The organism is Pseudomonas sp. GW822-FHT05A08 (genome assembly GCF_058800485.1).
On the sequence record NZ_CM179511.1, the window covers coordinates 2,806,372 to 2,828,052 of the forward strand.

The 21,681-nt window shown below is 64.8% G+C and carries 16 protein-coding genes; 6 read left to right on the top strand and 10 right to left on the bottom strand.

Annotation, left to right across the window (positions count from 1 at the left end; genetic code table 11):
• Positions 1 to 4 precede the first annotated feature (4 nt).
• Complete coding sequence (locus tag AC3RCP_RS12635; RefSeq protein WP_102681065.1) at positions 5 to 301, bottom strand: hypothetical protein; 297 nt, start codon at positions 299 to 301, stop codon at positions 5 to 7.
• 277 nt (positions 302 to 578) lie between these two features.
• On the opposite strand from AC3RCP_RS12635, the gene AC3RCP_RS12640 reads away from it, so the two are divergent.
• On the top strand, positions 579 to 2,012 hold the full coding sequence (locus AC3RCP_RS12640; RefSeq protein ID WP_492569783.1) for a serralysin family metalloprotease: 1,434 nt from the start codon (positions 579 to 581) through the stop codon (positions 2,010 to 2,012).
• Positions 2,013 to 2,132: 120 nt separating this feature from the next.
• Here AC3RCP_RS12640 and AC3RCP_RS12645 read toward each other — a convergent pair whose 3' ends face one another.
• A complete protein-coding gene (locus AC3RCP_RS12645) occupies positions 2,133 to 3,755 on the bottom strand; it encodes an MFS transporter (RefSeq protein ID WP_009043289.1) in 1,623 nt (540 codons plus the stop codon).
• A gap of 205 nt (positions 3,756 to 3,960) precedes the next feature.
• Positions 3,961 to 5,607, bottom strand: a complete 1,647-nt coding sequence (locus AC3RCP_RS12650) for a GMC family oxidoreductase (RefSeq protein ID WP_492569785.1) — start codon at positions 5,605 to 5,607, stop codon at positions 3,961 to 3,963.
• 133 nt (positions 5,608 to 5,740) lie between these two features.
• On the opposite strand from AC3RCP_RS12650, the gene AC3RCP_RS12655 reads away from it, so the two are divergent.
• Positions 5,741 to 6,643 (top strand): LysR family transcriptional regulator, encoded by a 903-nt coding sequence (locus AC3RCP_RS12655; RefSeq protein WP_053260651.1) that lies wholly within the window; start codon positions 5,741 to 5,743, stop codon positions 6,641 to 6,643.
• Between the two features lies 1 nt (position 6,644).
• Here AC3RCP_RS12655 and AC3RCP_RS12660 read toward each other — a convergent pair whose 3' ends face one another.
• From AC3RCP_RS12660 to AC3RCP_RS12680, 5 genes are all read right to left on the bottom strand, one after another.
• Complete coding sequence (locus tag AC3RCP_RS12660) at positions 6,645 to 8,525, bottom strand: DUF3857 domain-containing transglutaminase family protein (protein ID WP_492569787.1); 1,881 nt, start codon at positions 8,523 to 8,525, stop codon at positions 6,645 to 6,647.
• A 374-nt stretch (positions 8,526 to 8,899) separates the two neighbouring features.
• The gene (locus tag AC3RCP_RS12665) at positions 8,900 to 9,295 is read right to left on the bottom strand and encodes a YybH family protein (protein WP_053260653.1); all 396 of its coding nucleotides are present in this window, start codon (positions 9,293 to 9,295) and stop codon (positions 8,900 to 8,902) included.
• 17 nt (positions 9,296 to 9,312) lie between these two features.
• The gene (locus AC3RCP_RS12670) at positions 9,313 to 10,413 is read right to left on the bottom strand and encodes a DNA alkylation repair protein (protein WP_492569789.1); all 1,101 of its coding nucleotides are present in this window, start codon (positions 10,411 to 10,413) and stop codon (positions 9,313 to 9,315) included.
• Between the two features lie 137 nt (positions 10,414 to 10,550).
• A complete protein-coding gene (locus AC3RCP_RS12675; protein ID WP_101337534.1) occupies positions 10,551 to 12,374 on the bottom strand; it encodes a monovalent cation:proton antiporter-2 (CPA2) family protein in 1,824 nt (607 codons plus the stop codon).
• A gap of 220 nt (positions 12,375 to 12,594) precedes the next feature.
• Positions 12,595 to 13,485: a LysR family transcriptional regulator gene (locus tag AC3RCP_RS12680; RefSeq protein ID WP_009043295.1), complete on the bottom strand. Its 891-nt coding sequence runs from the start codon at positions 13,483 to 13,485 to the stop codon at positions 12,595 to 12,597.
• A gap of 169 nt (positions 13,486 to 13,654) precedes the next feature.
• Between AC3RCP_RS12680 and AC3RCP_RS12685 the strand changes: the two genes are divergently transcribed.
• From AC3RCP_RS12685 to AC3RCP_RS12700, 4 genes are all read left to right on the top strand, one after another.
• Positions 13,655 to 14,737 carry a 4-oxalomesaconate tautomerase gene (locus AC3RCP_RS12685; RefSeq protein WP_492569791.1) on the top strand — a complete coding sequence of 361 codons (1,083 nt, stop codon included), beginning with the start codon at positions 13,655 to 13,657 and terminating at the stop codon, positions 14,735 to 14,737.
• A gap of 45 nt (positions 14,738 to 14,782) precedes the next feature.
• A complete protein-coding gene (gene dctA, locus AC3RCP_RS12690) occupies positions 14,783 to 16,105 on the top strand; it encodes a C4-dicarboxylate transporter DctA (protein WP_492569793.1) in 1,323 nt (440 codons plus the stop codon).
• Positions 16,106 to 16,234: 129 nt separating this feature from the next.
• Positions 16,235 to 17,539: a CitMHS family transporter gene (locus tag AC3RCP_RS12695; protein ID WP_053260658.1), complete on the top strand. Its 1,305-nt coding sequence runs from the start codon at positions 16,235 to 16,237 to the stop codon at positions 17,537 to 17,539.
• A 137-nt stretch (positions 17,540 to 17,676) separates the two neighbouring features.
• A complete protein-coding gene (locus AC3RCP_RS12700; protein WP_492569795.1) occupies positions 17,677 to 18,930 on the top strand; it encodes an OprD family porin in 1,254 nt (417 codons plus the stop codon).
• A gap of 52 nt (positions 18,931 to 18,982) precedes the next feature.
• On the opposite strand, the gene AC3RCP_RS12705 is transcribed toward AC3RCP_RS12700, so the two are convergent.
• Both AC3RCP_RS12705 and AC3RCP_RS12710 read right to left on the bottom strand, forming a co-directional pair.
• Positions 18,983 to 20,935: a M48 family metallopeptidase gene (locus AC3RCP_RS12705; RefSeq protein ID WP_492569797.1), complete on the bottom strand. Its 1,953-nt coding sequence runs from the start codon at positions 20,933 to 20,935 to the stop codon at positions 18,983 to 18,985.
• Positions 20,936 to 20,959: 24 nt separating this feature from the next.
• Positions 20,960 to 21,556: a LemA family protein gene (locus AC3RCP_RS12710; protein WP_492569799.1), complete on the bottom strand. Its 597-nt coding sequence runs from the start codon at positions 21,554 to 21,556 to the stop codon at positions 20,960 to 20,962.
• Positions 21,557 to 21,681 lie beyond the last annotated feature (125 nt).

A 21,681-nucleotide genomic window follows, 5' to 3' on the forward strand; every position in this document is an offset into this window, starting at 1 on the left:
TGGCTCAGTCGTCGACCGAGGTGCAAATGCCGCTGGCACCCTGTTTGCCGCTGTAGGTCACGACCACCGAGTCGTCGTCCTCCACGCTGATGTCCACCGTGATGCCCGAGCCCTTGGCCTCGAAATAACGCTCGTTGACGGTCTTGGTCTGGGCCTCTTTGCCGTTGATGAACACCGGTCCCCCTTCCTCCGCGCTGACCGGAATATTGCCCGGACAGTCGACGTTGAACAGCGGGATGCCTTCGGCGTGGGCGGCACTGGCAATGATCGACAGGGCGCAGCTCAGGAGGATTTTTTTCATTGTGGACTCCTTCGGGAAACAGGCAGAAGCACGAGTGTGGCAGTGGTTCCATTAGCGCTGAAGCTTAGCGTATGGCACGCCGGGGCAGGGGTGGGTAGCGATTTTAATGAGGCGCAAAGTCGCCCGGGCATATTGTCCGACAATAAAAATCGTGGACGCCACGCCAGGGTCTGTGTCAGTTTTTCCCCGCCTTGAATAGGGCGAGTGATAGGACGATCTCGCTAACAGGTCGCCGTGGTCTATCGGAAATTTTCAGCGTTGAACAAGGATGTAAATGATGTCAAAAGCCAAAGAAAATGCCGGTTTTTCGGCAGCTCCGGGCAGCGATGCCTACCAACTGATCACTGCCTTCAGCCATGCCTATGACCGTGGCGGCGCGGAGCTGGTGAATGGCAAGCCGTCGTACACCGCGGACCAGGCCGCCGAGCAGATCCTGCGCAAGGGCCTGTCCTGGCACGACCAGAACGGCGACGGCAAGGTCGAGCTCAGCTACAGCTTCCTCACCAGCAAGCCAGCCAACTACAACCCGAACCTGGGCAGCTTCAGCGAGTTCAGCGCCTTGCAGAAAGCCCAGGCGTTCCTGGCCCTGCAATCCTGGTCGGACGTGGCCAATGTGCGCTTCAACGAAGCTGCGAGCGGCGGCGACGGGCACCTGAGTTTCGGCAACTACAGCGTCAGCACCGGTGGCGCGGCCTTCGCCTACCTGCCTTCGGGCGGCAGCTATGACGGCCAGTCCTGGTACCTGATCAACGATCAGTACCGGGTCAACGAAACCCCGGGCAACGGCAACTACGGTCGCCAGACCCTGACCCACGAAATCGGCCACAGCCTGGGCCTGTCCCATCCGGGCACCTACAACGCCGGCAACGGCAACCCGACCTACAACGATGCCACCTACGCCCAGGACACGCGCGGCTACAGCCTGATGAGCTACTGGAGCGAGAGCAACACCGGGCAGGACTTCAGCAAGGACGGCGGTGGCGCCTACGCCTCGGCGCCGCTGATGGACGATATCGTCGCGGTGCAGAAACTCTACGGCGCCAACCACGAGACCCGCGCCGACGACACCGTGTACGGCTTCAACTCCAACACCGGGCGCGATTTCTACAGCGCCAGCTCATCTGCCTCCAAGCTGGTGTTCTCGGTGTGGGACGGCGGTGGCAACGACACCCTGGACTTCTCCGGCTTCACCCAGAACCAGAAGATCAACCTCAACGAGGGCTCGTTCTCCGACGTCGGCGGCCTGGTGGGCAACGTGTCCGTGGCCCATGGCGTGACCCTGGAAAATGCCATCGGCGGCTCGGGCAACGACCTGCTGATCGGCAACGCCGCGGCCAACATTCTCGAAGGCGGCGCCGGCAACGACATCCTCTACGGTGGCGGCGGTCGCGACACGCTGTGGGGCGGGGAGGGAGCGGACACTTTCGTGTTCGGCGCGGCATCCGATTCGACCTTCGACGAGCCCGACTGGATCATGGATTTCACCAGCGGCCAGGACAAGATCGACCTCAGCGGCCTGGCGCCGTTCGCCTCGGGGCAGGCGACCCTGAACTTCGTCAGCGGCTTCACCGGCCATGCCGGCGACGCGATCCTGACCTACTACGCCGAGACCGACCAGACCAGCCTGCTGGTCGACCTCACCGGTCTGGGCGCGGTGGACTTCGCCGTGGGCACCGTTGGCCAGGCGGCGACCACCGATATCGTGGCCTGATCGACAGCAACGGAAGCGGCGCGCCATGGCGCGCCGTTTTTTTTGCCAGATGCCCTTGGCTGACGCTGAGCGCCCCAAGGCCTGCAACCCTGCTTGGGGCGCTACCGTCAGCCGGGCTTTTCAGTTCTTGTCGATATCGACGTTGCGGGTCTCGCGCAGGCAGATCAGGCCGACGAGCAGGCTGACCCCGGTGATCACCACCGGGTACCACAGGCCGTAGAAGATATCGCCGGTGTACACCACCAGGGCGAAGGACACGGTGGGCAGGAAGCCGCCGAACCAGCCGTTGCCGATGTGGTAGGGCAGGGACATGGAGGTGTAGCGGATACGGGTCGGGAACAGCTCGACCATCAGCGCCGCCAGCGGGCCGTAGCACATGGCGGCGATCAGGATCAGCGCGACGATCAGCACCACCACCATGGTTTTGTTGACGTTCTGGGTGTCGGCCTGTTGCGGGTAGCCGGCCAGGGTCACGGCGCCGCGCAGGGCCGCTTCGTCGAAACCGTCGAGCTGCACGTCACCGACGCTGACCTGCACCGGGCTGCCGGCGGGCGCGGCGACGCTGGTGTAGGGCAGGCCCTGCTTGACCAGGAAGGTCTTGACCTTGTCGCACGGGCTGTCGAAACGCGCCTTGCCCACCGGGTCGAACTGGAAGGTGCAGGTGGCGGGGTCGGCCAGCACGCTGATCGGCGCCTGGCGGCTGGCCTGGTCGATGGCCGGGTTGGCGTAGTGGGCCAGGGACTTGAAGATCGGGAAGTACAGCGCGGTGGCCAGCAGCAGGCCGACCATCAGCACCGGCTTGCGGCCGATCTTGTCCGACAGCCAGCCGAAGAAGATGAAGAATGGCGCGCCGATTACCACGCTGATGATCAGCAGCATATTGGCCAGGGCCGGGTCCATCTTGAGGAACTGGGTGAGGAAGAACAGCACGTAGAACTGCGCGGCGTAGAAGGTCACCGCCTGCCCGGCGTTGATGCTGAACAGGGCGATCAGCACCACCTTGAGGTTTTCCCATTTGCCGAAGGACTCGCGGATCGGCGCCTTGCTGGCGCGGCCTTCTTCTTTCATCTTCAGGAAGGCCGGCGACTCATGCAGGCTCAGGCGAATCCAGGTGGAAATGCCCAGCAGCACGATCGACAGCAGGAACGGCAGGCGCCAGCCCCAGACTTCGAACTGATCGCCGGTGAAGTAGCGGCAACCCAGCACCACCAGTAGCGACAGCAGCAGGCCGAGGGTCGCGGTGGACTGGATCCAGCTGGTATGGAAGCCGCGCTTGCCCTGGGGCGCGTGCTCGGCGACGTAGGTCGCGGCGCCGCCGTATTCACCGCCCAGGGCCAGGCCCTGGAGCATGCGCAGGGCGACCAGGATGATCGGCGCGGCGATGCCGATGCTCGAATAGGTCGGCAGCAGGCCCACGGCGAAGGTCGCCAGGCCCATGAGAATGATGGTGGCGAGGAAGGTGTACTTGCGCCCGATCATGTCCCCCAGGCGCCCGAACACCAGCGCGCCGAACGGCCGCACCACGAAGCCGGCGGCGAATGCCATCAGGGCGAAGATAAAGGCGGTGGTGTCGTTGACCCCGGCGAAGAACTGCTTGCTGATGACCGCCGCGAGGGCGCCGTAGAGGAAAAAGTCGTACCACTCGAACACCGTCCCCAGGGACGAGGCGAAGATGACTTTCTGGCTTTCCTGGCTGGTGGGTGCGGCGACCGCCGCGTCCATCGATTGAGCATGTTCCGACATATCGATATCCCTCACAGTGATTGTTTTTGTTGTTCCACTGTCGGCGCCAACGTGGCGTCGCTATCTGCATCTTGTCGCTGTCTTCTGCACCGCGCCTTTGTGTCGTAGGAGCGAAGCTTGCTCGCGATGGCGGCCTATAGAGCGCTGCAAGGCTCAAGGGGCTCTCGCGAGCAAGAACTGGGCGTCCCCCTTGCTCCTACCTCATTCAGGCCGGGGTAACGCTTGGTTTTTCGGCGGCAGGGCTCCTGGTCGAGGTGGCGAGAATCAGCTCGGCGGCCTTCTCGGCGATCATCAGCGTCGGCGAACAGGTATTGCCGGAGGTGATGTACGGCATGATCGAGGCATCGGCGATGCGCAGGCCGGGGATGCCATGCACCCGCAGCTCGGCATCGACCACCGCCTCCGGCCCGTGGCCCATGCGGCAGGTGCCCACCGGGTGGAAGATGGTGGTGCCGATGCGCGCGGCGGCTTCGTGCAGTTGTTCTTCGCTGCGCAACTCGGCCCCCGGCAGGTATTCGATCGGCTTGAAGGCTTGCAGGGCTGGGGCGGCGACGATGCGCCGGGTCAGACGAATGGCGTCGGCGGCGACCCGCAGGTCCTCCGGGTGGCTCAGGTAGTTGGGCTGGATCAGCGGCGCCGCCTGCGGGTCGGCGGAGCGGATTTGCACCCGGCCGCGGCTTTGCGGGCGCAGGTCGCAGACCGACGCGGTAAAGGCCGGGAACGCATGCAGCGGTTCGCCGAAACGCTCCAGCGACAGCGGCTGCACGTGGTATTCGAGGTTGGCCGAAGTCTGCTCCGGCCCGGAGCGGGCAAACGCCCCCAGTTGGCTCGGCGCCATGGACAGCGGGCCGCTGCGGTCGTACAGGTAGCGCAGGCCCATGCCCAGCTTGCCCCACAGGCTGCCGGCGATCTGGTTCAGGGTGCGGGCGTTTTCCAGTTTGTAGATCAGCCGCAGCTGCAGGTGGTCCTGCAGGTTGCCACCGACCCCCGGCAGTTCGTGGGCGACGCCGATGCCCAAGCGTTGCAGCAGGGCGGCGGGGCCGATTCCCGAACGCTGCAGGATGCTCGGCGAGCCGATGGAGCCGGCGCTGAGGATGATTTCGCGACGCGCCTTGAAGGTCTGCGGCTGGCCCTGGTAGCGGGCGCTGAGCGCCGTCGCGCGGCCGTTTTCCAGGAGCACGCGATCGACCTCGACCCCGGTCAGCACGGTGAGGTTGGGCCGCTGGCGGATCGGCTTGAGGAAGGCCTTGGCGGCGTTCCAGCGCACCCCGGCTTTCTGGTTGACCTGGAAGTAGCCGCAGCCTTCGTTGTCGCCGCCGTTGAAGTCGTCGACGCTGGCGATGCCGCTCTGTTCGGCGGCGCTGCGGAAGGCATCGAGGATCGGCCACGACAGGCGCTGGCGTTCGACCCGCCATTCGCCGGCGGCGCCATGGAATTGCGAGTCGCCGGCAAAGTGGTTTTCGCTTTTGCGAAACAGCGGCAGCACGTCCTGCCAGTTCCAGCCGGGGTTGCCGTCGGCGGCCCAGCGCTGATAGTCGCCGGCCTGGCCGCGCATGTAGATCATGCCGTTGATCGACGAGCAGCCGCCCAGCACCTTGCCGCGCGGGTAGCTCAGGCTGCGGCCTTGCAGGCCGGGTTCGGCTTCGGTCTTGAAGCACCAGTCGGTGCGCGGGTTGCCGATGCAGAACAGGTAGCCGACGGGGATGTGGATCCAGGGATAGTTGTCGCGGCCACCGGCTTCCAGCAGCAGGACGCGGTGGGCCGGGTTGGCGGACAGCCGATTGGCCAACAGGCAACCGGCGGGGCCGGCGCCGACCACTATGTAGTCGTAGGGATCAAAGGCAGGCAGCATCCATGACCTCGTTTTATCGTTCTTGTTGCGGCTCATCCTAGTTGTTAGCTTTCGTTAAAAGAATGTTAGTTTTTGCTCAGCCGCTGTGCGTTTTTAAACAGCGGCTTCCCCCCGGCATCTGCAAGGAAGAGTCATGTTCGACTGGAACGACCTGCGGTTTTTTCTCGAGCTGCAACGCAGCGGCCGCCTGCTGACCGCGGCCCAGCGGCTGAAGACCACCCATGCCACGGTGGCCCGGCATATCGAGGCGATCGAGAAAAGCCTGGGCACCGCGCTGTTCGTCCAGCATGCCCAGGGCTATGAACTGACGCCGGCCGGGGAGGCCTTGCTCAAGCACGCCGAAGCCATGGAGAACGTGGCCTTGCTGGCCCAGGAGGAAATCACCCAGTCCACGGCGCCCCTGGGCAAGATCCGCGTGGGCGTCACCGAGGGCCTGGGCATCATGTTTCTCGCCAGCCGCATGCGTGGCCTGTTCGAGCGTTATCCGGGGCTGGAGGTGGAGCTGGTGGCGGTGCCGCGTTTTGTCAGCATCCTCAACCGCGAGGCGGAAATCAGCATCCACCTGGAGCGGCCCAACGCCGACATGCTGGTGACCCGCAAGCTCACCGACTACCGCCTGGCCCTGTACGCCAGCCAGGATTACCTGGACCGCGCACCGCCCTTGCGCAGCCGCGAGGACCTGGGGCGGCATGCCTGGATCGGCTATGTCGACGACCTGCTGTTCAGCCAGGAGCTGATCTTCCTCACCAGCTTCTGCCGCAACCCTCAGGTGGTGTTCCACAGCACCAGCGTGATCGCCCAGCAACAGGCCGCGCGCTCCGGCCTGGGGATCGCCGTGCTGCCGTGCTACATGGCCGCCGGCGATCCGCAGCTGGTGCCCTTGCTGCCCAGCGAGAGCATCCAGCGCGCCTATTGGATCAGCACCCGCCGCGAGCTGCACAAGTCCGTGCGCCTGCGGGTGGTGTGGGATTACGTGGTCGAGCTGTGCGCGGCCGAGCAGGGCTTGCTGCTCGCCGAACCGAACTCCCTGGCCTGATTCAGGTTTTTTTCGCTGTGCCCTTGAGCTGGACCAGTTGCCGCGTTTGCTCGGCGCACGCCTTGGCCTGGCTGACCATGGCGTCGAACGGCGCGCTGACGATTTCGTCATGGCTCAGCCAGCGTTTTTTCTGGCTCAGGCGGTAGTGATAGCGGTACTCGCCCTTGACCCGTTCGCTGCTCAGGTCCATGTCGAACCAGGGCGAGCGCACGTTGCAGGCCTTGATGTCCTTGTCCAGCCGGGCACCGGAGAGGGTGAAGGTGTAGCGCAGGGTGTTGGCGTCGCCGATGTACAGGTCCGCCAACTGGCCGTTGCGGCGGTAGTTGACCAGGAAGTCCCAGTCGCCCTCCAGGGCCGGAGCCTTGTAGAAGTAGTTGCCGGAGATGTTTTCCAGGGGCTTGAGGTCGGTCAGGGAGGCCTTGATCCGGTAGGTCGCGGGTGCGACGAAGGCGGTCGGCTCGCGGCTGATCTGGCAGTCGCGCAGTTCCCGGGTGAAACGCTCGCACAGGCTCTGGTCGTTGCTGGCGATACCGTTCTGGTTGTCGGAGACCATCAGCCGCATCAGCTCCATATGGCTGAACTCGATACGCGCGTTGACCCGGGCCTGGCCGTTGCTGTCGAAGTGCTCCTGCTTGTCCAGCACGAGGCTGGTGTCCGGGGTTCCCAGGGGGATGTAGTCCTCGCGCACCTGGCCCTTGGCGTCGCTGACAAAGGCCCAGCGCTCCTGGATGTCGGGCATGCTGCGGCCCGGGTCGAACACCGGGTTGGTCGGGTCCAGCCACCACACTTTGCCATCGACTTCGGCCCGCACGATGGCGTGGTTCGGCGCATGGGGGCCGGGGATCAACAGCGGCGCGACGACGTTCTCGCGGCTGACCCAGGCCGTCTCGGCCTTGATTCCGCTGGCCTTGAGCATGGCGGCCAGGAGCACTGCCAGGTCCTTGCAGTCGCCATAGCCGCGCTGCTCGATCTGCTTCAGCTCGAAGGGCAGGTAACCGCGCTCGGTGGCGCGCCAGTCGCCCAGGTAGCGGTAGTTGTCGTTGATGTGCTGCATCAGCCCGGCCACTTTCCGGGCTGGCGGCAGGTCGCGCAGGCCGGCCACGGCCTTGGCGCTGGCTGGCGGCAGGGGCGCGGCGAGGATCTGCTGGTAGCGCTGGGCCAGGGGGCCGAAATAGTCCTGCACCTCGGTGCTGCTGCCCAGTTCGACCCGCGGCACCCGCTGGATAAAGCCGATCGAGGGTTCATTGATGTAGTTGAGGAAGACCGGCGCCTTCTGCTCGATGGTCAGCTTTTTGCGGTCGCTGGTGGCGGTAAAACGGTAGTCGTCCATCTGCTCGCTGCGCCAGACGATCGGGCGCGTGGCGCGGTAGGTGATCTTGAAGCTGTCCTGGCGCACCGGCTTGGGACCGAACTGCAGCACCGAGTGGAACTGCCCCAGCAGCGGTTTGGCCGCGTAGTGCTGCTGCACGGTGTAGCTGAGCCGGGTGCCGACCCGCAGGTTGGGGAAGGCCAGGGACGTCTGTTTCTCGCGCAGGAAACCCTGTTCCGGATTCGGTGCGGTGCGCGTATCGATCTGCGCCGGCGCCAGCGCCACGGGCTTGCCGCCCGGCTGGGTGAATTCGGCCTTGCGCAGTTCGAAACCATCGGTTTCGGCATAGCTGAAGTCGATGCGCGAAAGCATGTCCCGGCCCGCCGGGGTGAGGATGGTGTAGTGCTGGGTGGTGGTGCAGTCGCTGCTGTGGTCGGCGTTGAACTGGCATTCCATTTCGGAGTCGGCGGCCAGGGCGGCTTCCGATTGCGGTTGATAGGCAGCAAAGGCTTGCCAGGAGAGCAGTCCGAGACCGGCGCAGATCAGGGGACGGTAAAGCGGAAAACGGTACATGAGCGCCTCGGGTGAATCATTGAAATCAGCCACGTCGCACCGGTCGAATCACCTGTGCCAGAGGCGTGGCTGGCGGGGGAGGCGCCAAATGATAATTTATCGCAATACGGATTTACAGCATTGTCTGACAATTTGTCTTGGCTGAAAGGCCCGAGATAGAGCGGTTTCTTTGAGCCGGTCGAGATTGTTGGGCGGCTGGGAAGGGTGTCTGCAATGCTGGAATTTTTCCTCGAAATACCGTTTTTGCCCCCGCAGATATGGCGCAAAGCCATATCTGCGGGCTGAACAGTTCCAGGCGGTTTTCCGTTGTTTCTGCAAGAAGTGGCTTGGCTGACTTTGCGAAACAATTTGTTACGAGATCGCCGCCCGCTGGCTCAGCCGTCGAGCAGGTCGGTGCCGTAGGAATTGTCGATCACACAGCGCCAGCCATCCGCCGGCTCATGGCGAAAAACATAAGTGGCGCGTCGCTCGAGGGTGCTGGCGATGCCGTCCCGATCCAGGGTGTCGAGCAGGGTGTGCATGATCACCAGCGCGGTGCCGGCGCCTTCGATGACCTGCATCTCGCCCTGCCGGACCACCATGCTGTGGTTGAAGTGCTCGGCGATGGCCACGAAGGCCCGGCGGATCTGTTCCTTGCCCCGGGCTTCCAGGCCCGGCTTGACCACCAGCGTGGCGTCCTCGGCGTAGAAATCCATCAGGCTGTCGAAGTCTTCGGCGGTGATGGCACGGTCGGCGGCTTCTATCAGGGTTTTCAGCGGATGGGCCGGCATGTTCGCTCCTTGCGGTTTCAGTTGTGGATATCGAACGCCGTGCTGCCCAGGCGTTCGCCGTTGACCAGGATATGCAGCTCATGGCGCCCGGGATAGTGACGGCGGGTGCTCAGTTCGCGGATGTGCTGGGCGCGGCCAAGTTGCTCCCGGGCCTTGGCCGGCAGGGTGAAAGCCTTGAGCTTGAACACCTTGGCGCGGGTGCCGCCCGAGGCCTTGACGTAGTCGATGGCGTAATCCACCACCAGGCGCTGGCTGGCGTCGGCGGTGGACTCCAGGGCAAAGGACAGGTTGATCCGTTCGCCCAGGCGAATCACCGCCGGCTCGACCCGCAGGCCATGCAGCGTCACCTGCGGCGCATGCCCGGCGCCGACAATCGCCAGCGCCCGGCGATGGCCCTGCTTGATCAGGCTGCGCAGGGCGTGGCGGGCGATCCAGGCGGTGTGCGGGTGGTCCAGCGGCCAGCCTTCGAGCAACCCCAGCAGCCAGTCGGGGTGGTCCTTGCTGATGTCGTTGAGGTGGTTGGCCACCGACTTGCGCACGTACAGGCTGGGGTCGGCCTTGAGGCATTCGAGGATAGGCACAGCCAGGGTCGGGTCGGCCTGGATCCGTTCCAGGCGGAACGACCAGGGCAGGCGCGGGCGGCTGCCTTCGCTGGCCAGGCGGCGCACATGCGCGTTGTCGTCCCGGGCCCAGTCCTGCAGCACCGCCAGGGTGCGCGACAGGTCGCTGGCGAGGAACGGGCGGATGGCGAATTCCGAGGAGCCGAAGGCGGTGAAATACTTGAGCGCCGCCATCGAGCGCTCGAAGGCATGGCCGCCGTAACTGGCCACATAGTGCGGCAGGAACATGCAGACGAAGCGGCTGTCCAGGCGCGGCGCGAGATCGTACAGCCGTGCGAGGTTGGCGTCGTAGTCCGCCGGCAGCACCGCGTGCAGGCTCTCGCTGACCCGCGCCAGGCGCTGCATCACCGACAACTCGGCGAGGCCCTTGTTCGCGTGGGCGAGAAAGCCGCGGTGGTCGAACGCCGGGTACACCGCGAGCATTTCTTCGGCGATGTGTTCCAGGCGTTCGGCGTTGAAGATTTCCTTGAGGGCAGGGGTGTTGCTGGTGGCGGTCATCGGCGTATCCATTCGGGACGGGGCGCCGGGCACTGTAGCGCAGCGAGCTGACAGATTGTGTCAGGAGCGCCCCGGCAAGCCCCGCTTCTGTAGGAGCGAGGCTTGCCCGCGAAAGGCCGCAGCGCGCGGCCCGAGGTTCAGCGCGGCGCCGGCAACACGCCTTCGGCCTGCTCGTCCTCGGCGTCCGCCTCGAACAGCCGCGCCAGCTCGGCCCGGGCTTCCTGGGCCGATTGCAGGATCTTCGCGTGGTCGTCGTAGATCGCGTGCTGGGCTTCGAGCACCTGTTCGTCGTGGGCGGTGAAGCGCTTGATCCGCGAGTCGGCCTGGGCGTGGGTCAGGCCCAGGCCGATCAGCGCCTTGCGGCTCATTTCCAGGCTGGAATAGTAGGTTTCCCGCACCGCCTCGGCCCCCAGGTCCACCAGCTTGTGCACGTGCTGGCGGTTACGGGCGCGGGCGATGATCTTGATGTGCGGGTAGAGCTTGCGCACCACCGCCGCGGTGTTGATGTTGGTCTGCGGGTCGTCGGTGGCGATCACGAAGTACTCCGCCTCGCCGACCTTGGCCGCCTTGAGGATCTCCGCGCGCATCGGGTCGCCGTAGAACACCGGCATGCCGCCGAAGCTGCGGGTCAGCTCGATGGTGTCGACCGAGGTGTCGAGGGCCACGAAGGGGATGTTCTGCGCCCGCAGGATCCGCGCGACGATCTGGCCCATCCGGCCCATGCCGGCAATCACCACCCGTGGCGCGTCGGTTTCGATCTCACGGTATTCGGCGGGCATCTCCACGGGCTTGGCCTTGGGCTGCAAGAAGCGCGCGCAGGCCAGGAGCAGCAGCGGGGTCACGGCCATGGACAGGGTGATGGTCAGCACCAGCAGGTCATACAGGCGCGCCTCGAACAGGCCCTGGTCGCGGCCGATCTTGAACACCACGAAAGCGAATTCGCCGCCGGCCGCCAGCACCACGCCCAGGCGCACCGCGCTCAAGCGCCCCAGGCCACCGGCCAGGCGCCCGACCACGAACAGCAGCGGCAGCTTGATGGCGATCAGCAACAGGGTCAGGCCCAGCACCGCGATCGGCGCGCTGAACAGCAGGCCGATATTGGCGCCCATGCCGACGCTGATGAAAAACAGCCCCAGCAGCAGGCCCTTGAAGGGTTCGATCTGCGCTTCCAGTTCGTGGCGATATTCCGAGTCCGCCAGCAGCAGGCCGGCGAGAAAGGCGCCGAGGGCCATGGACACGCCAACCATGTCCATCAGCCAGGCGGTGCCGATCACCACCAGCAAGGCGGTGGCGGTGGACACTTCCGGCAGGCCGGTGCGCGCCACCACCCGGAACACCGGACGCAACAGGTAGCGGCCGCCGATCACCACCACGGCGATGCTGCCCAGCACTTGCAGGCCATGGCGCAGGTCTTCGGCGCTGCTGGTGTTGTGGTCGACCCCGGCCAATACCGGAACCATGGCGATCAACGGAATCGCCGCGATGTCCTGGAACAGCAGGATGGCGAAGGCCAGGCGCCCGTGGGGGCTGGTCAGCTCCTTGCGTTCGGCCAGGCTTTGCAGGCCGAAGGCGGTGGACGACAACGCCAGGCCCAGGCCCAGCACGATCGCGCTGTTGAGCGGCTGGCCAAACAGGAACAGGGCGACGCAGCCGATTACCACCCCGGTCAGCAGCACCTGGGCCAAACCGACGCCGAACACCGCTTTGCGCATCACCCACAAGCGCCGGGGCGATAGCTCCAGGCCGATGATGAACAGCAGCAACACCACGCCCAGCTCCGACACATGGCTGATGCTCTGCGGGTTGCCCACCAGCCCCAGCACCGCTGGGCCGATGATCACCCCGGCCAGCAGGTAGCCAAGCACGGCCCCCAGTTGCAGGCGCTTGGCCAGGGGAACGGTCAGCACCGCCGCGAACAGGAACACGACAGCGGCTTGCAACAGGTTGCCTTCATGGGGCATGGGCTTACTCCTGGGAAAACGGGTATTGGGTGGTGCGCGGAAAACAACGGCTGCGCCTCAGGCAACCGTTTGGCCCGCAGGTTCCATGGGGGGATGGCTGTGCAGCATAAAGTCTGGGGCCGGCGCAGTCAGCCGTTAATGGCCGATACGCCGCAGGTTGTCAGGCGCAGGTTGCAGGCATTCGTGCTCTTCGAGACTGGCGTGCCTGCACCATCGACCGTCAATGCGGCCATTGCTCGAGCAGGATCGACACGAACTTTTCCGCCGCCGGCGACAGCGACGCGCCGCGGCGGTAGACCAGGCCCAGGGTGCGGTTGACCACCGGTTCGCTCAGCGGAATGCTCACCAGGGTCGGATGGTCGGCCGCGGGCATGGCCAGGCTGGGCATGGCCGACACCCCGAGCCCGGCCTCGACCATGCCCAGTGAGGTGGACAGGTGCTGCACCTCGTAGAACCACTGGGGACGCCAGCTCAGGCCGGACAGGGCGTGGTCCAGCAGCATCCGGTTGCCGCTCAGGCGGCCGACGCCGATCAGTCGGTAATCGCTGAGTTCCGACCAGGTGACCGAGGCCTTTTTCGCCAGTTCATGGTCACGCCGGCACGCCAGTACGAAAGGTTCGTTGACCAGGGGCACGAACTCGATGTCCGGGTGCTGCCCGCTCATCATGTTGATGCCGAAGTCCGCTTCGCCGCGCAGCACGGCTTCCAGCCCTTCATTGGCGCTGAGGTCGAGCAGGCGGATGCGGATTTTCGGATAGCGCTCGTTGTAGAGACGGATCACCGACGGCAGGAAGTAGAAGGCCGCGGTGGGAATGCAGGCCAGGGTCACCTGGCCGATCTGCCGTTCCGCCAGTTCGCGGATATTGAGGATCGAGTCGTCGAAGTCATCCAGCAGGCGCCGGGCCTTGGGCAGGAAGTCCCGGCCGACGCTGGTCAGGCTGACCTTGCGCGTGGTGCGGTCGAGCAGGGCGGTGCCCAGGCCTTCCTCCAGCTTCTTGATCCGGCGGCTCAGGGCCGGCTGGGACAAGTGCAGGGCATCGGCCGCCTCGTGGAAACTCCCGAGTTCGGCGATTTTCACGAAGGATCTTATGTCCTGGAGCTCATATTCCATGTTTTTCGTCTCAGGCGAGGGCGGGAAGGCAGGCGCTGTCCACCTTAAATTTTTCATGTGCGAAACGCAATAATCGCTACGATCTTTGCATTGGAAACATGATTTATTCCCTGACACTCTTGTGCCCAGAACATCAATTAACCCGATTGATTAACAAGAGTCTGTGTCCATGCAACGAATTCCTTGTGTGCTCATGCGCGGCGGTACCTCCAAGGGGCCGGTGTTTCTCGCCTGGGATCTGCCGGTGTCCATCGAACAGCGCGATGAGCTGCTGCTCGACTTGATGGGCTCGGGACATGAACTGGAGATCGACGGCATTGGCGGTGGCAGCCCGCAGACCAGCAAGGTCGCGATCGTCAGCCCGTCGCTGCATCCCGAGGCCGATGTCGACTACCTGTTCGTGCAGGTGATGGTGTCCCAGCGCCGGGTCGATACGGCGCCCAACTGCGGCAACATGCTGTGCGCGGTCGGCCCCTTCGCCGTCGAGCAAGGCCTGGTCAAGGCCACGGGCGAGCAGACCCGGGTGCGGATCCGCAATCTCAATACCGGCACCTTCATCCATTCCCTGGTGCAGACGCCGGCGGGCAAGGTCAGCTACGAAGGCGATACCGCCATCGATGGCGTGCCCGGCACCGCCGCCCCCGTGCAACTGACGTTCCTCGACGCCGCCGGCAGCAAGACCGGCAAACTCTTCCCCACCGGGAACCCCCGGGACCTGATCGATGGCGTACCGGTGACCTGCATCGACATGGCCATGCCGCTGCTGATCGTCGAGGCCGGTCAATTGGGCAAGCGCGGGGATGAAACCCCGGCCGAGCTGGACGCCGACAAGGACTTCCTGCGGCGGCTGGAGGCCTTGCGCTTGCAGGCCGGCCTGGCCATGGGACTGGGCGATGTCAGCGACAAGGTGATTCCCAAGCCGGTGTTAATTTCCCCGGCCAAGGCGGGCGGAACCTTGCAGGTGCGCTATTTCATGCCCCACAGCTGCCATCGCGCGCTGGCTATCACCGGGTCCATCGGCCTGGCCACCGCCTGTGTCAGCGCGGGCAGTGTCGCCGCGCAACTGCTGGGCGACATGGGGCCCGCGCGTTTGCAGCAAGTGCGCCTGGAACATCCCAGTGGCGCGATCGATGTCGTATTGTCCTACACCGGCAACCAGGGAGAGACCATTCGCGCCTCGGTGGTACGCACCGCGCGAAGGCTGTTCTCCGGTTTCGTCTACGCCCCGGCGTCACAACGCCTGGCCGGATAGTCCTGCACTGCAGTGACAGTCGTTCGCATCAGAACAATTCTAAAAATGGGTGATGCCATGAAAGTCGTTAAATCGCTCTACTTCCAGATCATCTGTGCCGTGCTGCTGGGCGTGGTGGTCGGGCACTTCTGGGCCCAGCAGGCCATTGCCCTCAAGCCCCTGGGCGATGCCTTCATCAAGCTGGTCAAGATGATGATCGCGCCGGTGGTGTTCTGCACCATCGTCACCGGGATCGCCGGGATGAACGACAAGCGTTCCCTGGGTCGCCTCCTGAGCAAGACCCTGCTGTTGTTCCTGGCGCTGACGGTGGTCAGCCTGATCATCGGCCTGGTGGCGGTCTACCTGTTCAAGCCCGGCGCGGGCATGAACATCGACCCCACTCACCTGAGTACCCAGGGCTTGTCGCAGTACACCGAATCGGCGGCGAAGCTGGGGGTGGTGGAGTTCTTCATGCACATCATTCCCGAGACCTTTATCGGCGCCTTCAACAAGGGCGAAGTGCTGCCGGTGCTGTTCATCGCGGTGCTCTGCGGTTTTGCCCTGTCGTCCCTGGGCGAGCGCGGCAAGCCCGTGCTGGATGTGCTGGAAGCCGCCTCGCACATGGTGTTCAAGATCTTTTCCTACCTGATGCGCTTTGCCCCGATCGGGGCGTTCGGCGCGCTGGCCTTCACGGTCGGCCAGTACGGCATCACCTCCCTGGGCGCCCTGGCCAAGCTGATCATGACCCTCTACATCGCCTGCGGATTCTTCGTCTTCGTGGTGCTGGGGGGTATTTGTCGTGCCCATGGGTTCAGCCTGTGGAAGCTGTTGCGCTACCTGCGTGAAGAGTTCCTGGTGGTGCTGGGCACCTCATCCACCGAGCCGGTGATGCCGCGCATGCTGGAAAAGCTCCAGGCCCTGGGTTGCAAGAAAGGCGTGGTGGGCCTGGTGCTGCCCACCGGCTATTCGTTCAACCTCGATGGCACGGCCATCTACCTGTCGCTGGCGGCGATTTTCATTGCCCAGGCCTGCAACATCGACTTGAGCCTGGGGCAGGTGATGACGATGCTGGCGATCATGCTGCTGTCGTCCAAGGGCGCGGCGGGGGTGACTGGCAGCGGCTTCGTCGCCCTGGCCTCGACCCTGACGGTGATCCACGACATCCCCTTGGCGGGCCTGGCGCTGTTGATCGGCATCGACCGCTTCATGTCCGAGGCCCGGGCGCTCACCAGCCTGGCCAGCAATGCCGTGGCCACGGTGGTGATCTCGCTGTCGGAAAACGCCTGCGATCGCCAGGTGCTGCTACAGACCCTGGATGGCAAGGCGACGCCCAACGCCCAGGCCAGTGACCCAGCCTGGGAGCCGGTGCAGGCCGGCAAACACCTCTAGCCGCTTGCGGCTCCCTCCACCTTCCGTTTCTGACCCCGGTTGCAACCCTCGCCAGGCCCCGCCTGGCGGGTAGGGGGCCGTGCGCCTGGGCGTCGGCCATGCTTGTCCATAACAACAAGAGAATCCCTCATGCTTGCATTACTCGGCCTGGCCATGGTGGTCGTGTTCACCTTCCTGATCATGACCAAACGCTTGTCCCCGATCGTTGCCCTGACCCTGGTGCCGATTGTCTTCGCGGTGATCGGCGGGTTTGCCGGCAGCACCGGAAAAATGATGCTCGACGGCCTGAAAATGGTCGCCCCCTCCGCGGCGCTGCTGCTGTTCGCGATTCTGTTCTTCGGCCTGATGATCGACGCGGGCCTGTTCGACCCGTTGATCCGCAAGATCCTCAAGCGGGTCAACGGCGACCCGGTGAAGATCGCCGTCGGCACCGCGTTGCTGTCGCTGCTGGTGGCCCTGGACGGCGACGGCACCACCACCTACATGATCACCTGTGCGGCGATGCTGCCGCTGTACAAGCGCATCGGCATGAACCCGATGATCCTCGCCACCATCGCCATGCTGTCCCTGAGCATCATGAGCGGCATGACCCCCTGGGGCGGTCCGGCCACCCGGGCCATCGCCGCCCTGGGGCTGGATGCCGGCGAGTACTTCGTGCCGTTGCTGCCGACCATGATCGGCGGTGCGGCCTGGGTGGTGTTCAGCGCTTTCCTGCTGGGCCGCGCCGAGCGCAAGCGCATCGGTAACACCCAGCTGCAGAGCGGCGGCGGCAACTGCTACATCAAGGCCATTGTCGAAGACACGCCCTGCAAGCGACCGAAGCTGGCCTACGTCAACCTGTTGCTGGTGGTGGCGGTGATGGTGGCGCTGGTGATGGGCCTGATGCATTCGGCGATCCTGTTCCTGATCGGCTTCGTGCTGGCGCTGATGATCAACTACCCGCAACTGGAGATGCAGAAAGAGCGGATCCTCGCCCATTCGGGCAATGCCATGACGGTGGTGCTGCTGGTGTTCGCCGCCGGCATTTTTGCCGGGATCTTCTCCGGTACCAAGATGGTCGATGCCCTGGCGCAGACCCTGGTGGACTGGATTCCGCCGTCGTGGGGGCATTTGTTCCCGCTGGTGGTGGCCATCACCAGCATGCCGCTGACCTTCGTGCTGTCCAACGATGCCTACTACTTCGGCGTGGTGCCGATCCTCGCCAATGCCGCGGCAGCCTATGGCATCGATCCGCTGGAGATCGCCCGGGCCTCGATCCTCGGCCAGCCGGTGCACCTGATGAGCCCGCTGGTGGCCTCGACCCTGCTGCTGGTGGGGATGGTCGACCGCGACATCGGCGACTTCCAGAAAGCCACCGTCAAATGGGCGGTCCTGACCTCCCTGGTGATTACCGCCCTGGCCCTGCTGACCGGCGCGCTGACCCTGTTTTCCTGAGCCTGTTCTCCTGAGTCATCCCCCTGAACCATCGGGTGTTCCCTGGCGCGCCGGGTCCATGGCGCGCGACACCTGCACCTTGAATAACGGCACCTTAAAAAAACAACAACTCGAATAACAACAATGAGTAGTCCGATATGACCCGTTCGATCATCCCTGGGGCGTGGTTTCCTCTGGTCGCCCTGTTGCCGCTGACGACTGTCGGCGCGGCAGGCTTCAGCGACGACAGCACGCTCAAGCTGCAACTGCGCAATGTCTACTTCAATGAGAACTTCCGTGACGAGCATGGCCTGAGCGCCCGGGCGGCACGCACGGCCAAGAGCGAGCGCACGGAGTGGGCCCAGGGCCTGCTGCTGGATTTCCAGTCGGGTTTCACCCCCGGCACCCTCGGCCTGGGTATCGACGGGCTGGCCCTGGTCGGGGTCAAACTCGACTCGGGGCGGGGCCGCAGCGGTACCGGCTTGCTGCCGGTGCATGACGACGGTCGCGCCGCCGACGCGTTCGCCAGTGCCGGTGTCACGGTCAAGGCCAGGCTGGCTGGGACCACGCTCAAGCACGGCACCTTGCTACCGAGGAACCCGGTGCTGATCTACAACGACGCGCGACTGTTGCCGCAGACCTACCAGGGCACACAGATCACCAGCAGCGACATCGACAACCTGACGCTCACCGCCGGCCGGCTGGATCGCTTCAAACTGCGCGATTCCAGCGACAGCATGCCGATCGTTGCGGACGGTTATGCCGGCGACAAATCCGGGGACTTCACCTATGCCGGGGCCGACTACAAGCTCGGCAAGAACCTGCGCCTGAGTTACTTCTACGGCGAGCTCGAGCACTTCTACCGGCAGCACTTTGCCGGTCTCCAGCACGACCTGAAGCTGGGCGCCGGTGTGCTGACCAGTGACCTGCGTTACTTCCACAGCAGCGACAGCGGTTCGGCCTACGGCGGCAACATCGACAACGATATGCTCAGCGGCCTGCTGTCCTATGCCGTGGCCGGCCATACCCTGAGTGGCGGCTATCAGGTGCTCAGCGGTGATGCCGGCTTGCCTTATATCAGCGGCGCCACGGTGTACTCGTTCAGCAACGTGGGCATTGGCAAGTTCATCGAGGAGGACGAGAAAACCTGGATGCTCGGCTACGGCTATAACTTCGCCGCCCTCGGGGTGCCGGGGCTGGCGTTTTCCACCCGCTACCTGAGCGGCAGCGATGGCCGGTCAAACTCGGCGATCAAGGAATGGGAACGCGATGCCGAACTGGCCTATGTGGTGCAGCAAGGCCACTTCAAGGGGCTGGGGGTGAAGCTGCGCAACTATGTGTACCGCTCCGACTTCGCCCGGGGGCGCGACAGCAATCGCCTCTATTTCACCTACGAGGTCGCGCTCTGGTAAGGATGGCGACACCTGCCCGGGCTGGCGTCAGCCGCTGGGCAGGGGTCGTGGCTCAGAGCGTGGCGGCCTGGGGGGCGCTGGCCGATGCCTGGGAAGGCGCGGGCTCGGTGACTGCCGGGGGCAGCAGCGGCGGCATCGGGCAATCCAGCACATCGGCCACGGCGCGCATCAGCTCGGCTTCGGCCACGGTGACCAGGCCGTCGTAGCAGACGCAGCGGGCCATGGCCTGCAGCAGCGTCGGCCGTTCCTCGGGCATCAACTGGCGCAGGCGCACCAGGGCGGCATCCAGGTGTTCGAGGTCGACCTCCGCCGGTTGCGGCTGGGCGAAGGGCAGGCCGCTCCAGGCATGGGCCAGGGCCAGCTGGGCCTGCTGCGCGGTCTTTTGCCCGGCACTGGCCAGGGCGCCGAGCAGGACCGCCAGTTCTTCGCTGCGCTGGAACAGCCCCCATTTGTACTCGGGCGCCGGCAGGCCTTCGACATTGCGTTGCACGATGCGCAGCAGCGTCCACTCCAGCAGCTCGACCTGATCGTCGGAGTCGATCAGTTGCCGCAGGTTGTCCATGAACAGCTTGCAGGCTTTCTTGTCCAGCTGCTGCAGGGCCGGTATCGACAGGTCCAGCAGCGGCAGGCGCAGGTTCGGGTCGAGGGCCGCCAGTTGTTGTTGCAGGGCTTGCAGGCAACCGAAGACCTCGGTGGGGCTGTTGGCGTCCAGCTGCGCGAGTTGCCGGTGGCGCATCGAGTCGTTGGCGGACAGCAGCAGGCCATAGACCAGCGCCTGGGCGCCGGTGGTGCTGTGAGCGCTGCGCTGGAGCGCCGGGTCGAGGCTGACCAGCGTTGCCTGGGCGGCCTGCAGATGTTGCGCGTTCGGGCTGCCGATGCTGGCAATCGACTGCTTGATCGCATTCAGGTCGAACACCAGGGCGCTGGTCGCTTGCGACTGGCGGCTGAACACCCCGGAGCTGTCCAGGCCGGAGCGGGCGGGTTCGGCCGGCAGTTCGATGGCTTCAATGGTGGGCAAGCGGCCGTCCCAGCCGGGTTCCAGGCGCCGGATCCGCGCCGAGAGGGGCGGATGGGTCGCGGACTGGCCATAGACGGAGAGGGTGGCCCCTTCACTGAAATACAGGTGGCTGTATTCAGCGCTGAAGGCGCTGTCGAGTTTCGAACTGGCGGCGTAACCGCCGATTTTTTTCAGCGCGCCGACCAGGCCGGCCGGATTACGGGTGAACTGCACCGCCGAGGCATCGGCGAGAAACTCGCGCTCGCGGCTGATGGCGCCCTTGATCAGGTTGCCGAAAAAAGTCCCGACCGAGCCCAGCAGAATCAGCGCCAGGCCACTCCACATCGCCAGCCCGCCGACCCGGTTTTGCGCCAGCCGGCCAGACTGGTTGACCCCTTCGGCCATCGCCTCGCCGGTCAGGCCGATGACCAGGATACCGTGGACAATCGCCACCAGCCGGGTGTTGAGGCGCATGTCGCCGTTGTAGATGTGGCTGAACTCGTGGGCGATCACCGCCTGCAGTTCCTCGCGGTTGAGCACCATCATGGCGCCGCGGGTGACCCCGATCACCGCCTCCTGTGGCGTGAAGCCGGCGGCGAACGCATTGATCCCGGCATCGGGCAGCACGTACACCTGTGGCACCGGCGTGCCCGAGGCCAGGGCCATTTCCTCGACCACATTGAGCAGCCGTTGTTCTTCCAGGCCGTCCGGGTGCAGGTTGATCAGCCGGCCGCCCAGGCGCTTGGCGACCACCTTGCCGCCGGCCTTGAGTTCGGCGTGCTTGCCCATGCTGCTGCCGATCACCACCAGGAACACCACCGCGGCGATCATCGCCGTCAGGTGCCAGTCGAAGCTCGGCGACTGCTTCATCTCCTTGAGAAATTGCAGCCAGAGCAGATTCAGCGCCAGGCTGGTGACGGCCACCAGACACAGCACGGCCAGGATCATCAGCAGCACCAGGGTGCCGGTACGCCGTTTGGCCCGGGCCTGGTGTTCAAAAAAGTTCATCGGACCATCCAGGGTGACAGAAGGTTAGAACGCGACCTTGGGGGCTTCCTGGATCAGGGCGCTGTCGGCGAATTGCAGCAGGCTGGCATCGGCGCCATGGCCGAACAGGCCGGCCAGGATCACCGGCGGGAAACTCTGTTTGTAGCTGTTGTAATCCATCACCGTGTCGTTGAAGGCCTGGCGGGCAAAGGACACTTTGTTTTCGGTACTGGTCAGCTCTTCGCTCAGCTGTTGCATGTTCTGCGACGCCTTGAGGTCCGGGTAGGCCTCCATGCTCAGGTTCAGCCGGCCCATGGCGCTGGACAGTACGCCTTCGGCCTGGCCCAGTTGCGCCATGTGCTGCGGGTTGCCGGGCTCGGCCGCGACGGCCTTGAGACCCGCCAGCGCGGCATTGCGCGCCGCGGTCACGGCTTCGAGGGTGTCGCGCTCGTGCTTGAGGTAGGCCTTGGCGGTTTCCACCAGGTTGGGGATCAGGTCGTAACGGCGCTTGAGCTGGACTTCGATCTGCGCGAAGGCGTTCTTGAAGCGGTTCCAGCGGGCCACCAGGCCGTTGTAGACGGTGATGACGTAGATCACCAGCAGGGCCAGAACGAGCAGAATCACAATAGTTGAAACAGCCATACGGATGTCCTTATCGGCGTGCGGATTTCAGGGGGGGCGCCATGGTAACCGAATTCATGGCGGGCGCAGCCATGGGTAACCGTCGGCCTGCGCTCTTCGGCAGCGCCTCGCACGCGCAGGCGCAA